The sequence below is a fragment of the Candidatus Bathyarchaeota archaeon genome (genome assembly GCA_026014735.1).
In the GTDB taxonomy this organism is placed as follows: Archaea; Thermoproteota; Bathyarchaeia; order Bathyarchaeales; family Bathycorpusculaceae; genus Bathycorpusculum.
Genome location: JAOZHT010000001.1, coordinates 1,086,718 through 1,100,898, shown reverse-complemented (window position 1 = coordinate 1,100,898; position 14,181 = coordinate 1,086,718). Strand labels below are relative to the sequence as shown.

The 14,181-nt window shown below is 49.3% G+C and carries 14 protein-coding genes; 5 read left to right on the top strand and 9 right to left on the bottom strand.

Translation table 11 applies throughout. The features are described 5' to 3' along the window. The first annotated feature begins 82 nt into the window (after positions 1 to 82). Positions 83 to 1,408 (top strand): hypothetical protein, encoded by a 1,326-nt coding sequence (locus tag NWE93_05665; protein ID MCW3999706.1) that lies wholly within the window; start codon positions 83 to 85, stop codon positions 1,406 to 1,408. 24 nt (positions 1,409 to 1,432) lie between these two features. After that, positions 1,433 to 2,563: a TIGR04084 family radical SAM/SPASM domain-containing protein gene (locus tag NWE93_05660; protein ID MCW3999705.1), complete on the top strand. Its 1,131-nt coding sequence runs from the start codon at positions 1,433 to 1,435 to the stop codon at positions 2,561 to 2,563. On the opposite strand, the gene NWE93_05655 is transcribed toward NWE93_05660, so the two are convergent. The 4 genes from NWE93_05655 to NWE93_05640 all read right to left on the bottom strand — a co-directional run bounded on the left by NWE93_05655 (position 2,560) and on the right by NWE93_05640 (position 4,194). After that, positions 2,560 to 2,838, bottom strand: coding sequence for a translation elongation factor-like protein (locus NWE93_05655; protein ID MCW3999704.1), 279 nt, complete (start codon positions 2,836 to 2,838; stop codon positions 2,560 to 2,562). The genes NWE93_05660 and NWE93_05655 overlap by 4 nt on opposite strands. Before the next feature lie 115 nt (positions 2,839 to 2,953). Next, positions 2,954 to 3,115, bottom strand: a complete 162-nt coding sequence (locus NWE93_05650; protein MCW3999703.1) for a hypothetical protein — start codon at positions 3,113 to 3,115, stop codon at positions 2,954 to 2,956. 26 nt (positions 3,116 to 3,141) lie between these two features. Next, a complete protein-coding gene (locus NWE93_05645) occupies positions 3,142 to 3,351 on the bottom strand; it encodes a hypothetical protein (protein ID MCW3999702.1) in 210 nt (69 codons plus the stop codon). A 444-nt stretch (positions 3,352 to 3,795) separates the two neighbouring features. Then, on the bottom strand, positions 3,796 to 4,194 hold the full coding sequence (locus NWE93_05640; GenBank protein ID MCW3999701.1) for a response regulator: 399 nt from the start codon (positions 4,192 to 4,194) through the stop codon (positions 3,796 to 3,798). A gap of 267 nt (positions 4,195 to 4,461) precedes the next feature. On the opposite strand from NWE93_05640, the gene NWE93_05635 reads away from it, so the two are divergent. After that, positions 4,462 to 5,919 carry a M56 family metallopeptidase gene (locus tag NWE93_05635; GenBank protein MCW3999700.1) on the top strand — a complete coding sequence of 486 codons (1,458 nt, stop codon included), beginning with the start codon at positions 4,462 to 4,464 and terminating at the stop codon, positions 5,917 to 5,919. Between the two features lie 71 nt (positions 5,920 to 5,990). Continuing rightward, the gene (locus NWE93_05630) at positions 5,991 to 6,935 is read left to right on the top strand and encodes a hypothetical protein (protein ID MCW3999699.1); all 945 of its coding nucleotides are present in this window, start codon (positions 5,991 to 5,993) and stop codon (positions 6,933 to 6,935) included. A gap of 3 nt (positions 6,936 to 6,938) precedes the next feature. Here NWE93_05630 and gpmI read toward each other — a convergent pair whose 3' ends face one another. Then, positions 6,939 to 8,486 carry a 2,3-bisphosphoglycerate-independent phosphoglycerate mutase gene (gene gpmI, locus NWE93_05625; protein ID MCW3999698.1) on the bottom strand — a complete coding sequence of 516 codons (1,548 nt, stop codon included), beginning with the start codon at positions 8,484 to 8,486 and terminating at the stop codon, positions 6,939 to 6,941. A gap of 257 nt (positions 8,487 to 8,743) precedes the next feature. On the opposite strand from gpmI, the gene NWE93_05620 reads away from it, so the two are divergent. Continuing rightward, a complete protein-coding gene (locus NWE93_05620; GenBank protein ID MCW3999697.1) occupies positions 8,744 to 9,067 on the top strand; it encodes a Rieske (2Fe-2S) protein in 324 nt (107 codons plus the stop codon). A gap of 26 nt (positions 9,068 to 9,093) precedes the next feature. On the opposite strand, the gene NWE93_05615 is transcribed toward NWE93_05620, so the two are convergent. The 4 genes from NWE93_05615 to NWE93_05600 form a co-directional block, all read right to left on the bottom strand. Next, entirely contained in the window at positions 9,094 to 10,314 is a 1,221-nt protein-coding gene (locus NWE93_05615; GenBank protein MCW3999696.1) for a molybdopterin-dependent oxidoreductase, read from the bottom strand. A gap of 173 nt (positions 10,315 to 10,487) precedes the next feature. Further along, positions 10,488 to 11,648, bottom strand: a complete 1,161-nt coding sequence (locus tag NWE93_05610; protein MCW3999695.1) for a hypothetical protein — start codon at positions 11,646 to 11,648, stop codon at positions 10,488 to 10,490. 175 nt (positions 11,649 to 11,823) lie between these two features. Next, entirely contained in the window at positions 11,824 to 13,032 is a 1,209-nt protein-coding gene (locus NWE93_05605; GenBank protein ID MCW3999694.1) for a hypothetical protein, read from the bottom strand. A gap of 75 nt (positions 13,033 to 13,107) precedes the next feature. Continuing rightward, positions 13,108 to 14,121 (bottom strand): metallophosphoesterase, encoded by a 1,014-nt coding sequence (locus NWE93_05600; protein ID MCW3999693.1) that lies wholly within the window; start codon positions 14,119 to 14,121, stop codon positions 13,108 to 13,110. Between the last annotated feature and the right edge of the window lie 60 nt (positions 14,122 to 14,181).

The window sequence follows — 14,181 nt, the reverse complement described above, 5'->3', positions numbered from 1 at the left end:
AAAAGTATGTTGTGAGACATAATACTTAGCACAAATAAGCAAGAGTTTTATCCCAAAACCCCCATTTAACAAACTGTTCACTATGGCTATCTTGAAAGCGCTAAAGGATAAAGTAGCTTACAAAAGGACAGCGCCAGCAACCTTCATAGTGCTGAATACATTTGTTTGGTACCTGCTAACTTATTTTGTTTTCACAGATATCGTAAGTACTAACAGCGAAAAAGTTACGCTGCTTTTAATGTACTATATCGGTATAGCGATCACAGCGATAATCGGATCCAAACTATTTCCTCGGATGAGGAACAAGGCACTATATGTATGGCTATTTATGGGTGTATTAGCAACTTTCTTGTTAAATTTCATTTCCAGCACCAACCTATTAGCTAGCTCCGGCATCGCCTTCTTTTTCGGTGCCTCAATAGGCATAGGCTTACCCTCCTGTCTCAGCTATTTTGCTGATGTGACAACGATAGAGACGCGTGGACTATTAGGTGGAATAATTTGGGGTTTAACTGGATTCGCGGTATTGTGTATTCTCGCGTCTTTAATCAGCTTACAGGTGGAGACATTTGTCTTCCTCGCTGTTCTTACTGCTTGGCGATTTCTTGGCGCATTGATATCTCCAATCATGAATAGACATTACAAACCAGAAATACAGAAAACAACCAAGGCGCCAAGTTATATCTCAATCCTTCGAAATCGACAAATCTTATTGTATTTGTTCCCATGGATCATGTTCTCTATCATAAATTTTGCTGAGAGCCCATTAGTGGAAGCGGCTTTCCCAACAATGTACAGTTCTATGCAAGTGTTTGAGTATGCTCTCGCAGGAATCTTCGCGATTATAGGGGGTGCTTTGTCAGACATTATTGGGAGAAAACGAATTGTAATTGTAGGTTTTGTGATGCTTGGCATTGAATATGCTGTACTTAGCGCTTTTTCCGGCTCTCAGACAGTTGCCTACCTATTTTTGATACTTGACGGCATCACCTGGGGCTTACTATTTTCAGTCTTCTTTACCGTAATTTGGGGCGATCTAGGTGAGAGATATGAGAAAGAGAAATTCTATACTGTCGGCGGCATGCCTTTTCTGTTATCAACTTTTTTAACCATAATAGTAACGCCATACGCAGACAGCATTCCCCTTTCTACCGCGTTCTCTATTGCCAGTTTCTTCTTGTTCTTGGCAGTTATTCCCTTGATGTATGCACCTGAAACTTTGCCTGAGAAAACCATGAAGGACCGGGAACTCAAAAGCTACATTGAAAAAGCTCAAAAAATGGTGACAAAAGAAACCAAGAAACCAGCCGATGGAAACCAAGAAGATCAGAGCCAAGAGCCAGAAAAACAAGATGATGATTCCGCTGAGTACGAGGAAGCGCGAAAGTTGGCGGAAAAATACTATTAAGCACCCCGTATTCTATGAGTAGCTATGTTCTTTCATCTGCTCCTCACCAGTGACTGTAACCTGCAATGCCGCTACTGCTTCGGCGAAAGCCTCGATGACTTCGACGAGGAATTCGGAGACGACATACAAATCGACTACAACCTCCCCCGCAAAGTCACCTACGACATAGCGGACCTGAAGGCGTTTGTGGAGAAGGACCCCGACTGCGTTTTAACTTTCTATGGCGGGGAGCCCCTGATGCAGATGGATAAACTGCGCCAAATCATGGATGCAATCTCGCCTAAGCTGTATATGATGCAGACCAACGGGTTGCTGCTCGATAAACTCGAACCCAAATACATCAACCGCCTCCATACACTGCTGGTTTCAATCGACGGCCAAGAAACCCTAACGAACCATTACCGCGGTTCAGGAACCTTCCGTCGTGTAGTTGATAACCTTAAGCTGGTTCGGCGCAACGGGTTTAGCGGCGAATTGATTGCTCGAATGACGGTTATGGAGCAGACCGACATCGAAAAGCAGGTTAGATGGCTGCTGGACAACGAGGACTTCAGCTTCACTTCGATTCATTGGCAACTCAACGCTGGCTTTTGGGGAAATGATTATCCCCGGCGGAACTTTGAGCAGTGGAGCCAAAGCAGCTACATCCCCGGGGTGCATGCGTTAACTCGGTTTTGGGTGGATTATATGGAGCAGAAAGGTGTTGTGCTCAGGCTTTATCCGCTTCTGGGCATCGCTAACTCGCTGCTCTACGATGAGAAGGAATGCTTGATGAGATGCGGCAGCGGCTGGATTAACTATTCCATCCAAACCGACGGATACATAATTCCCTGCCCAACCATGTGGGGCATGAAAGAGTACTACCTGGGGCACCTAAAAAACTCTGATCCGCTGCGGCTGCCTAAGCTGTTTGTGGAGCAAAAACCCTGTAGCGACTGCAAAATCCTTGGGGTCTGTGGAGGACGCTGCCTATACACTAACATCACCAAGCGGTGGACTGATGAGAACTACCTGAAAGTCTGCCACACCGTCGAGGAACTCATCGCCGCTGTAAAAGGAGAAGTGCCGAGGATGCGCAGGCTGATAGCTGAAGGCAAAATTGAGTTGAAGGATTTCGATTACTTGAAATTTAACGGCTGCGAAATTATTCCCTAAAACTTTTTGTACACAACGTCCTTTCCGCGGACAGGCTGACTAACTTTTAAGCCGACATTCTGGCCGCCTTCGGCGCGTCGGATTATCCTGTTTTCTATCTGGATAGATTCGACGAGTTGTTCAAAATCTGTTTGGGGTCCCTTGATTTGGATTCGGTCGCCAATGGAGAGCGGAAGCATCAAGGCGACGACTGCCACGTTTATTTTTGAGAAGTAGTGAGTTATGTTCCCGATTTCTATTATGTCCTCTTCCACTGTTCGCTCACTCTGCGTCACCAAATCTCTATAGAACTAGTTAATAAAACATTTGCCTACAGCTAAATCGTAGGGAAAATTATTGAATTTAAACAGTGAAAACAAGCAAAATGTGTCTTTTTTACCCAGAAACGGCTCACCAACCCTGAGTCGCATCTTCCCCCGTTTGCCTCAGCGCCTTCTTTTTCTGCTCGCTTACGTCAGGGGGAACCTCCACACGTTTGCCTTGCTCTTCAAATATTTCACGGTTTTTCTTCTTTTGCTCCACTGTGATTTGCCCGCGTTCCTGCTCTGTCACGCTTGTCGCCTCCAAAATCGGAACAGCTATTTTTTTAGCCTAACCTTAACTGACCATTCCAGCCGATCAGTTAATTCCTTAGCGTCTTCGTTTAGGTTGTTGCTTTTGAGGTAACCCTCAAGCATCTGCTCAACCTTGTTCCAGACTTCCTCATTATCGAGTTCGTCGACGAGCATGCGTCCAACGTTCTCGCAGATCTCCATTCCTTGTTTGTCGCTAAAACTTGTGGTCTGCACAATTTTTCACCATCAAAGAAGCGGAGAAAACGCGTATTAACCTGTGTGATAGTGCTGCTTCAACCACAGACATCATTTTTTGTTGGCGCGGCAAGCCTTTGCATCGGCCCTCTGTGACTGATAACCAACAATCACATACCCTTATTTTCTGTTAACTAAACTGTACCATGCCGGAAAAAGCGTCGTTTGGCAGATAAACCGCTGATGCGCGAGGCTCCGTCTCCAACTATGCACGATGGGGCTTAGGCTCCCAGATATGCATCCTTGGGCATCCCCGCACAGCACATATTTGCCAAACGGCACCTGACACTAATATCAGGTAGCGAACCCAATCCAAAACATCTTCTAATGCAAACTCTTTTGTGTCGAGTTGCGTTTATGGATGCCAAAAAGAGGTTGATCAGTACCCTTATGGTTTGCTAGGGCTAAGTCAAAAACGCCATCTTAGTGGCTGACTTCGGTTGCTTCCTCGCGGTTCTTGAGTTTCTCTTCAAGAAGCACCAAAAGCTCTTGGGGCTTAACGGGCTTCACCAGATATGCGTCTGCGCCTTCGTCGAGGGCTTTAACGCCCGTTTCCAGCGACGGAAAACCCGTAATCATGATTTTTACGGTTTGCTGGAGCTGCTTTTTGAGTTTCGCCAACAAATCCGTGCCATCCATGTCAGGTAACCGTATGTCTACTAGGGCTAAGTCGTAGTGGCGATTCTCAGCTTTCTCTATGGCTTCTTTTCCTGTCTCCGCCGTGACGATTTCATAGCCGCTTTTCTGTAGAATACGAGTGAAAGTTCGAAGTATCGATTTGTCGTCGTCAACAACCAGGATTGTTTTTTTAGATGTTGCCACCTACATACCTTCCAAACAACGGCTCAAGACCGTATAGTCGCCGCTAAAGCTTCTCCATCAAACCGTCCCGAGAGCGATTTGATCTGACAAGAACTGATTTCCTCTAACGGCAATGCAACAATGATTATTTCGATATTAATAAACGCTCCTCCCTCTAAACTGCCCGGAAAAGCGTCTCTTGTATGTTGCTCTGCAGGGCAGTTTTTGGTCGGCAATATAGATATTAAATGGAAAAACGTTGATTAATGTAGGTTTTGTCAGTATCAAATGATATCTGCTCCTTTTTCGTACAGAATTAATCCTGAGGTTCCTCCCAGCTACTATGAGAAACTATTCGACTTCATATACGCCGAATATTTGCTTGCCCAGAAACAAAGATTCTGCGACATAACCCGCGTGTCAAACGCACAGGGAGAAAAGCTATCCTACATAGTAACTGACCCCCACGGGAACCGCCTTGCAGAGGTAGCAGTGAAAAGCGGCACGCCCTTTGAACTAAAAATCGAGCCCCTCACATCGGTTGCCTCCCAAACAACCGTAGATGAAGCCAAACAGGACGTGCTTATCGCCATGCAGATTTTCTCTCAGAACGTACGCAACGCCACCGTCTTTTTTGCTTGGCGAGAAGGCGAGGAAATCGTGCCTGAAGCATACACTAAACCCGAGAAATCCTTCAATCGGCTTTTCTTGGAAACTCAGGTTCTCTTCTTTGTTGTCTTCATCGTTTTTGGCATGCTCATATTCGTCACCATCGCGACGGCGCTTCCAGATGCCTTCTGGGTTGCCCCGGTGATTTTGATAGGCATCCAATTTGGCTTTGTTTTCTACGCTAACCGCTTCATCGCCCGCAGCGCCGACTGGCACATCACCGCAGCTAACCCCATCATTCATCTGCTGGAGTACTATTTGCCCGTGAGCGAAAAAAGCGACTTCTACAAAACTTACCCCCGGGAAACTCTCATAGCTATCAAAAAGGAAATTTACGAGGAAATCATCGCTAAAAATGGCGAGGTTGACACGGATGCGGCCCAGAAAATCTTTCTCAAACACGGTGTACCATGTGAACTGCAGAACCTAAAGGCCAAAAAAGTCAATGTTTACGGCCTTGTGAAGAACATTGCTGACCGCTTCCATTTCCCGATGCCTCAAATAGTGGTTTCAAACACCATGGTTCCTAACGCCGCCGCCTCCGGTCCCAGCCCCAAACGCGGCTTAGTCCTAATCACCACAGGCATCCTTGTGCAGCTAGACGAAAATGAGTTGCTGGGAGTTTTAGGGCATGAGTTTGGGCACCTCCGCGGCAGAGACCCCCTCATACTCTACGGGTTGGTATCAGCGGAGTTTCTCTTCCGATTCTACGTTCTGTTTCCGTTGTTTCCGCTGATTTTCTCCTCGTTCCTCTTCTTCGCCTACTTCTGGGCGGTTATGGTGCTGATTTTCTTCATCGCTAAATTCTTCGAAGCCAGAGCTGACCTTGTTTCCGCGATGGTGGTGGGGAATCCGCAGGTTCTGGCGGGGTCGCTGGAGAAAATCGGTTTTCAGCGGCTGCTCTACGAGCGTGTGCCCTCCTACCGTATCCAGGAATGGATAGGGCTGGATCCGCATCCACCCATTTACTTCCGGGTGAATCGCCTTGAGAAGCTTACGCCGCGGACTATTCGGTATCCGTTGATTCAATCGATGAATGATGTGATACGGGGATTCATTGAGACGCTGCGGGGCTGAGGCGCTGGCTCGGCGCGAAACCCTTATCCCCTCGTCGACGGTTAACTATTAATGGTTTTGGAGGCTACCTGATGGGTTATACTGTGCAGTTGATTGATTCAAAAGAGAAAGATGCCCTCTACCAAACTTACGAGCCGCGGATGCTTTACTCCAGCAAAGCTGACATCTACGGTTGCTGCATCAAGGTTTTAACTGACTCCGTCGAAATCAAGGACCAGTGGGAAGACAACTTTTACTCGGCAAATGAGAATAGCCGCAGCCATGGGCGCCTCATCGTCCTCGCCGAGCCAGATCAGCCGATGAGCGTCAAGTATGACCCCTACACTAAAACCGCTTTTCTCATAAACGTAGAGTATTATGGTTGGGTCAAGAGCATCGCGTTGGCGGTTGCAGGCGACATCTTGGAGGATGAGCATCACATCTACTCGGTGCATGGCGCCGCCATAGACGTAAGCTGCCTGGGCATCTCGATTATTGCTCCTTCGGGCACGGGCAAAACCACGCATTCATGGGGGCTGCTGCGTATTCCAACTGCGCGGCTAATCAGCGACGACTGGTACTTTGTGCGCCTCAGCACCCGCGAGCCGCTGGCGTTTGGCTCCGAGAAGAACACCTACATCCAAGCTGATATAGGGAAAATCTGGAATGAGTATGAGCGGCTGGTGGATAAAACCAAGTTTGATAACCGCGGCAGAGCCATAGTGAATATCCGCTGGATTGTGGGCGGTGGCGGTGTCATCCCGATGGCGACCATCCACAAAATCATAATGCTAAAACGCGACCCATCCGACCCTAAAATCGTCACTGCAATGGACACTGAGGAGGCGCTGGAGTATCTGCTGGCAAACAACTTCTGCAACCCCCACCAACTCGTCCAAGACGAACGCAAGATGCAGTTGCGCACCGACTTTTTCCGCCGCTTCTTCAACCAAAGCAGCGTATACCTTGTCAATACAGCGGGGACCCCGCAGCAGACGCAGAACGAAATCAGGAAGGTTTTGGGGCTTAAACAGTAAGGGTTATACTGTTTTCTCTATTAGGGAACGCCCCGTCATCTCGCTGGGCTGCGCTATACCCATAAGCTCCAGCACAGTCGGCGCCACATCACCCAGTTGACCCTGTCGCAGCTTAAGCGGGGCATCAGTCACGACGATGAAGGGCACGGGGTTGCAGGTATGCGCTGTCCAGGGGCCGCCTGTGTCAGGGTCGATGAGTTGCTCAGCGTGTCCATGGTCAGAGGTGACGATGCAGAGTCCCCCCGCCCGCGCGGTGGCAGCAAGGACTTTGCCTAAGCATTCATCAATAGTTTCCAGCGCCGCAATGGTGGCTTTCCAGTCTGCGGTGTGGGAAACCATGTCGGGGTTAGCATAGTTTACCAAAACAAAATCATAGAGCTGAGCCGTTATTTTCTCGACTAGAATCGCGGTGACCTCTTCTGCGCTCATCTGCGGCTTTAGGTTATATGTTGCCACCTTAGGCGACTTGACGAGCACGCGGTCCTCGCCGGGGTAGGGTTTCTCGACTCCGCCGTTGAAGAAGAAGGTGACATGCGCATACTTTTCGGTCTCGGCGATGCGGAATTGACGTAGTCCCCGGCTGCTAAGATACTCGCCTAACCCATTTTTGATTTGCAGGGGCGGAAACACGGTGGGCAAATGGAATTCTTTATCGTACTGCGTCATGCATACAACGTCGGGATGGAAGAAGACTTTTCGGTCAAAGAAGTCAAAGCCGGGTTGGTAGAGGCTGCGCACCAGCTGCCGGGGCCTGTCCGAGCGGAAGTTATAGAAAACCACACGGTCACCCTCGCCAAAGCCGCCATACCCCTCGATTACGGTGGGCTGCACGAATTCGTCGCCTTCCCCCCGCAGATACGCCCCAGACAGCGCCGCCTCTGCAGACGATGCTTTTAGCCCCTCCGCCTGCGTGATGGCATAGTAGGCTTTTGCGGTTCGATCCCAGCGGTTATCCCTATCCATCGCATAATACCGACCGATCACCGTAGCGATTTTCCCCACTGACAGGGCATCCATCATTTTTTGGAGTTCATCAAGGTACTTCTCCGCGATTTTAGGCGGGGTATCTCTTCCGTCGAGGAAACAGTGAACCCAAACCTTCTCGCAACCCAAAGTTTTAGCGAGCCTAAGAAGAGCAAACAGGTGGCTTATGTCGCTGTGGACGCCGCCGTCGGATAGCAACCCCATGAAGTGGATACTGCGCCCCGCGTCTCTGGCAGCTTTTAGGTGGCTTAGCAGGGTGGGGTTATGCATGAATTCGCTGGTTTGGATGGCTTTATTTATCCGCACCAGATCCTGCAGGATTAACCTGCCCGCGCCCAAGTTAAGGTGCCCGACCTCCGAGTTTCCCATCACGCCCTCGGGCAGCCCTACCGCATCGCCTGAAGCATTCAGCGTCGTGTGGGGGTATCGCCGCCAGATTCTCTGGAAATTCGGCAGGTTAGCGGCTGCGATGGCGTTGCCGACTGTTTTTTCCTGTAGCCCCCAACCGTCGAGTATAACAAGCACAAGGGGACGCGTGTTGCCGATGCCGAGTTCGGGTTTATCCATGGGGTTTCCTCCCGCTTAAGTGGCGATTTAGGGCTAATAGCCTTTGTGTTGCCTGCAACGATCGGTTTGTTGATGTGGCGGTGGGGCTGTTTGGGTTGCCATGTTATTGCCGGCGCTAACAATCCCTCAGATGCATATTTGGCGCCTATCGTGGTTTTTTGCAGAAACTACAGAGGAGTCAACGCTTCCCCAGGGGAAGAGATTTGCCAAATAAATTTTAAATATCATGCACCCGAGAAATTACTCAAGGGAACCGTATGTATGACGATGAAGGTTACGTGGAAGGAATAGCTGAATCCGAACTCAAAGAAGGCGCCATGAAGATGGCTCGCCTCGAAGGCACACCGGTGCTTTTCATAAAGCTAAACGGCAAACTCTACGTCATCGACGACCGATGCCCCCATATGGGCTGCAGCTTCGCCGGAGGTAGCTTGGACGGCAACTTTGTGGTTTGTCCCTGCCATGACTGGCGCTTTGATCTTGAAAGCGGCGAATACGAAGAGAACCCCTCCTATGTGCTGGTTACTTACCCCCACAAGGTTGTAGATGGGAAAATCTGGGTGAAAACAGAAGACTTCTAGTTGAGATTCCTTTTTGAGAAAGACGCTTAGAGGATTTCGATCTTTACCACCATACGCGGGCTCAGATTGCCTTGCATATAGTAGCCGTCTGAGCCGATAGCCATTATTCTTAGGGGTCCGGGGTCGCTGGATGTTTCATGTGGTAAAGCTGTACCGTTAAGATGGTGAGCTATTATCACTGTTAGTCCATGGGTGGGCGTAGCTGAGTTTTGGTTTTGATCATACATTGGGATGTCTTGCCCGTGTGCTTGCTGGTAGGTGTAGGTTGTGACATAGTTGTCGGAAGCTGTGAACCTAATTATGTTAGTGCTGCTAAATCCGCCGACCAAACTACATATAGTTAGCAAGGGCACTCCAGTGTAAATTCCATAGTTGCCTAATCCAATGCCTGATTTAGTTCCCCCTGTCCCAGAAACCGATGTTAACGCCATTAACTGGTTAGAATCCAGAGTGATTTGTGTGCCATTGGCTGCTACAACAGTTAGTTGAGTTCCCGTTATGGGCACTGCGGTTGGGGTTGGTGTCGGAGTGGCTGTTGGTGCGGTTGTAGGCGCAGTTGAGGCGACTGGCTTGTGAGTGGCGGCAGTGGTGGCCGTGGATGTCTGCGTAGGTGATGATGTTACTGGAGCGGATGGATTAACGGTTAGTTGAATAACCCATTTTACCCAAAGGTTGCCCTGAGTGATTAATCCTTCACGCCCCAAAACGCCCATCCTAAGTGGTCCCTCGTCGTCCGGTAGAACAGTTCCGTCACGGTAATACGTTAAAACAAGCTGTACTGGCTGGGTTGGAGCGGTTTGAGATAGGGTGGAGGCGTTGTAGGTGGCGAATTCTTCGCCTGAAGCAACTTGATTGTAAGTGTAGGTCATGGTATAACCGTCGGTGGCTTTCACAGTAACAGTTTGGTCAATGTTGACTCCACCGACTAAATTGAGAAGGGTCTTCACTGGGACCCCTGTGTACGCGCCGACTCCGCTGACTTGGGTCGCATGTGAAAGGATTCCTCCGTCTCCCGTAACGCTTTGGAGTGCTAGAAGGTCATTTTTGTTTAGGGTTTTTTGTTGTCCGTCAGCGCCGACTAACGTAATGGTGAGGTCGGAGAGTTCGGTTGTTGTTGGCTTTATTTGTGGGGGCTGGTTGAAGATGTAGATAGCTGCTGCCGAGGCTGATGATACGATGATGATTGCAATTGCGATGGCGGCTATGAGTTTGGGGTTGGTTTTTCTTTTTTTGGGTTGAGACGTCATCTGGTTAACCTTGTTAAAACCAACAAGCGAACTTACTATTTAATCATATCGACCTTTCGGACCCAAAAATAAAAGTAGAAACCAAAAACCCAACGTTACCACGAACCTTTCTTTTCACCCAGCGCTTTCTACTTAAATTAATCAGTCTAAAAAAAAGAAGGGTGGCCTAAAGTTTAGGCAACTACTTGAATAACGCTCACTTGAACAATCGATTTAACCCAGATACTGCTGATCGTTAGTAAGCCTTCGGGACCCACAAAAGCCGACCTGAATGTTCCGTCAGACGAAGGCAGCAATTGACCATCGACAGCAAATGCTAAGATGCCGGTTATTGGTTGCGTTGCGTTTCGCTCGAGGTTCGTTGTTGGATCATAGGTGGCATAGCCAGTGCCGTTCATCATATTCTCATATGAGTAATCTTTTGTGTATGTGTCAGGTGCTGTAAGGCGAATGAAACTATTGGCGGGCATTCCACCAACTAAATTGGCGAGGTATTGTATTGAAAAGCCAGTGTAGTTACCGATTGCCTGTATTGTGCCATGGGTGCTTCTTCCAGCCATTCCGTTGACTGTTGGCAAGGCGTTTATGTCGTTTTTATGTAGCACTATTGTTGTTCCGTTAGCGGCTTTTAGTGTTAGGGTCACGTTGTCGGGCAGAAGGGTTTCAATTTGAATTTGAGCGATCGCTTTAACGCCTTCTTTTTTAGTCAAGTTGGCACCTGTCAAAGTCAAGGGGTAATAGACCTCACCGAGTTTTGTGCCGTTGGCTGAGTTAGCTACGATTATGTCGTTGTTTCCTTTAACCCGGCTGCCGTTGAATTCGATCGAGTAATTGTCTGAGCCTATGACTGTGACGTTATATCCGACTGATAGAACACCATAGTTTATGCTGCCAGTGTTTGCATAGTAGTCAACTAGCTCGTGAAGGGGTATCCCTGTCCATGTTGTGTTGCTGCTGGTTTGGTTATAGGTTAATGCTTTAGTTGTTGCTTGAGCCTCAAAAACCAAGTTCGTCATGTTAATCGATTTTCCGCCGGTAAAGTTGAGGTTCCATTCGACTGGGATCGGTGTAGGCGTTGGAGTGGGAGTTGGATTAGACGTGCCTGATTGGGATGAAGTTGACGTTGATGTTTTGGTGGTGGTCTTTGTTGGCGAACTCGTTGGTGCGGCAGTAGGTAAAGGTGAGGGCGAAGGGGTTGCGGTAGGGGTTGGTGTGCTGGAAGGGTTGGTGTCTTGGTCGCCGGTTAGTGTAGGGTAGATTTGCCAGGCGACGATAGCCGCCGTTATTATTATGGCTATGGAGAGTATTCCTAAGATAGTTTTCGATATTACCATTTGATCACATCGTGGTAGGCAGTCGCATATAAAAAATAAAAGCCTTTCGATAAGCAAACCCTAAAAACATGAACGATAGTACTGATGAATACCTTCGACATTCAGAAAACCTGCCTTTTAAAAAGAAAGGAGCGCGGACCGTAGCAATTGCCACAGTCAGCCATGTTGTGGATGCTTAAGCGTTGTAGACTCGTAGCGTAACAGTATACTTTGAGAAGAGATTAGCGGTGGTGGACAATCCGTCTTGCCCAACGAAGGCGGTTTCAAGGTATGCGCCACTTGTGTGTACCGGTAGGTTGGCGGCTGTGCCGTTGTAGTAGTACGCCACAATCATAGTCACTGGGTATGTGGGGGTAACGGTAGCGTTTGTCACGGGGTCATACATAGTTAAACCCGGACCAGTAACCTGCGTGTAAGTGTAGTTTTTGGCATAGCCATCGGCTGCGGTGACGCAGAGCACCTGCGTGCTGGATAAGCCGCCGACGAGATTAAGCAGCGTAGTAATGGAGATGCCCGTGTAGGTTCCATAGTCAGTCGTTCCGGTTTGGCTCTTAAATTTGCCGCCAAGCCCCGAGGTCTGCGCATAAGTCACCAGCGACGCCTCGTTGAGCGTAACGGTGGTGGTTCCGTCAGCGCCGATGATTGTTAACTGAGTGGCTGGGATGCTGATTGGAGTTGGGGTTGGAGTAGGCGTGGCTGTTGGGTTAGATGAGGTTGTGGTGGGTTTAGCGGTGGGCTTAGCTGTAGGTGAGGGTGTAGAGGTAGACGTTGGCTCCGGCGGAAGGTTAACTTGCAGTTTAACAACCATTTTCTCCCAGAGGTTACCCTGGGTGGCTAACCCTTCGCTGCCTAAAACACCCATCCTCAGCGGTCCTTCGTCGCTGGGCAAGGCTGCTCCGTCGATGCTGTAGGTCAAAACAAGCTTCAGAGGCTGCGTGGCATCGGTTTGGCTGCGTGTAGCGGGGTCGTAGGTGGTGAAGTCTGCGCCGTTCACAATTTGGTTGTAGCTATAGGCCATGGTGTAGCCGTCTGAGGCTGTAGCGGTTAGGGTTTGGTCGCTTTCGATTCCGCCGACTAATTCCAGCAGGGTGGTTACCGCAACGCCGGTGTAGGTTCCGACGCCCTTTATTTCTCCGTTGCTGGTTCGTATGCCGCCGTCGGCAGTGTAAGCTTGGAGCGAGAGGATGTCGGTTTTTGTTAGGGTTTGCTGTTGCCCGTCGCTGCCGACTAGTGTGAGAGTCATGTCTGGTAGTTCGAGTGGGGGCTGTGTCTGCTGGTTTAGCATGTATTGGGCTGCGACTGCGGAGAGGGATATGGCGATTATTATGATTGCTATTGCCGCTATGATTTTTGTGTTAATTCCTTTTTTGGGTTGGGTGGTCATGTAATGTTCCTTCTTATTGAAAGCTATCGATATTACTATTTAATCATATCGCATCAAACAAAACCCAAACAACCATCAACGCAGCCAACGCCTCCCCCTTAAAACAAAAAACACGCCAACCACAGCCACCACAACCACCCCGCCACCAATCGCAAACCCCAACGGAAAATCCTCCGGCGCCGCATCGTTGCGGAAAGTCGAATGCACAGTAAAACTGTTGTTGGAATCCGTGAAAAACCGGTTCTGGTTGACGTTGTAGGTCTGGACTTCTATGGTGCCTGCGGTCACGTTAAAAGTCAGGATCCTTGCGCTCTCCGCACCTAACCTGCCGTAGGCATCCTGCTGGTTAAACAGCAACTCCCAGCGTCCCCCCACTTGTGAGCGGTTGCCCTGCGTGGGGTAATAGTGTCCGCTGAGCGTGAGGAACACGTTTGGGTGGGGGTCTAACACGGTTTCTTTGAGGTGGCCTGCCCATTCATCGTAGCCGGCTGCCTTGTTGAGGTAAGAATGCGTCGTCACGATGACGTGTGATTGGGGGTTGGCGTCCAAAAGCTGGTTTGCCCACTCCAGCGCAGAATCGTTGGCGTAGAAAGCGATGTTTACTATTAGGCAGTCCCAGCCTGAAACGTTGAAGCGCACCGCCGTGTTCATGCCGTCATATTTGTCGCTGACCCAGTAGGGCTTATCCTTCATAACTGCGGGGTTAAACGGGGCGAATTGGTTACCCGTGTAGTAGGATGAGTTGAAGTCATGGTTGCCTGCATCCCAGGTGTAGGGTACGCCGCCGTCGAGGAGGACACCCATAGATTGGTTGGCGGCAAGCCACTGCGTTAGGTTGCCTTCGCTGTTTACTATGTCGCCGGTGTGGATGGTCATCTTTGTGTTGTAGGTTGCTTGGTTATCTGCTATCCACTGGGTTAGGTTCGTGTAGGCTTGGGGGTTGCTTTCCGAGAGGTACTGGGTGTCAGTTATCCAGATTACTGAGAAGGTGTCGTCGGCGCCTTGGGCATCAAGCGGGGGAATGGTTGAGGTCAGGGCTGCAAGGATGAGTGCGGCTGCGAGAAGAGTTTGTGGAGGCGGGTTTTTCACTTTGTTTTCCTAAGTGACAGGAACCGATGGAACTATTAAATAATATCGTGCTGTGTGTCC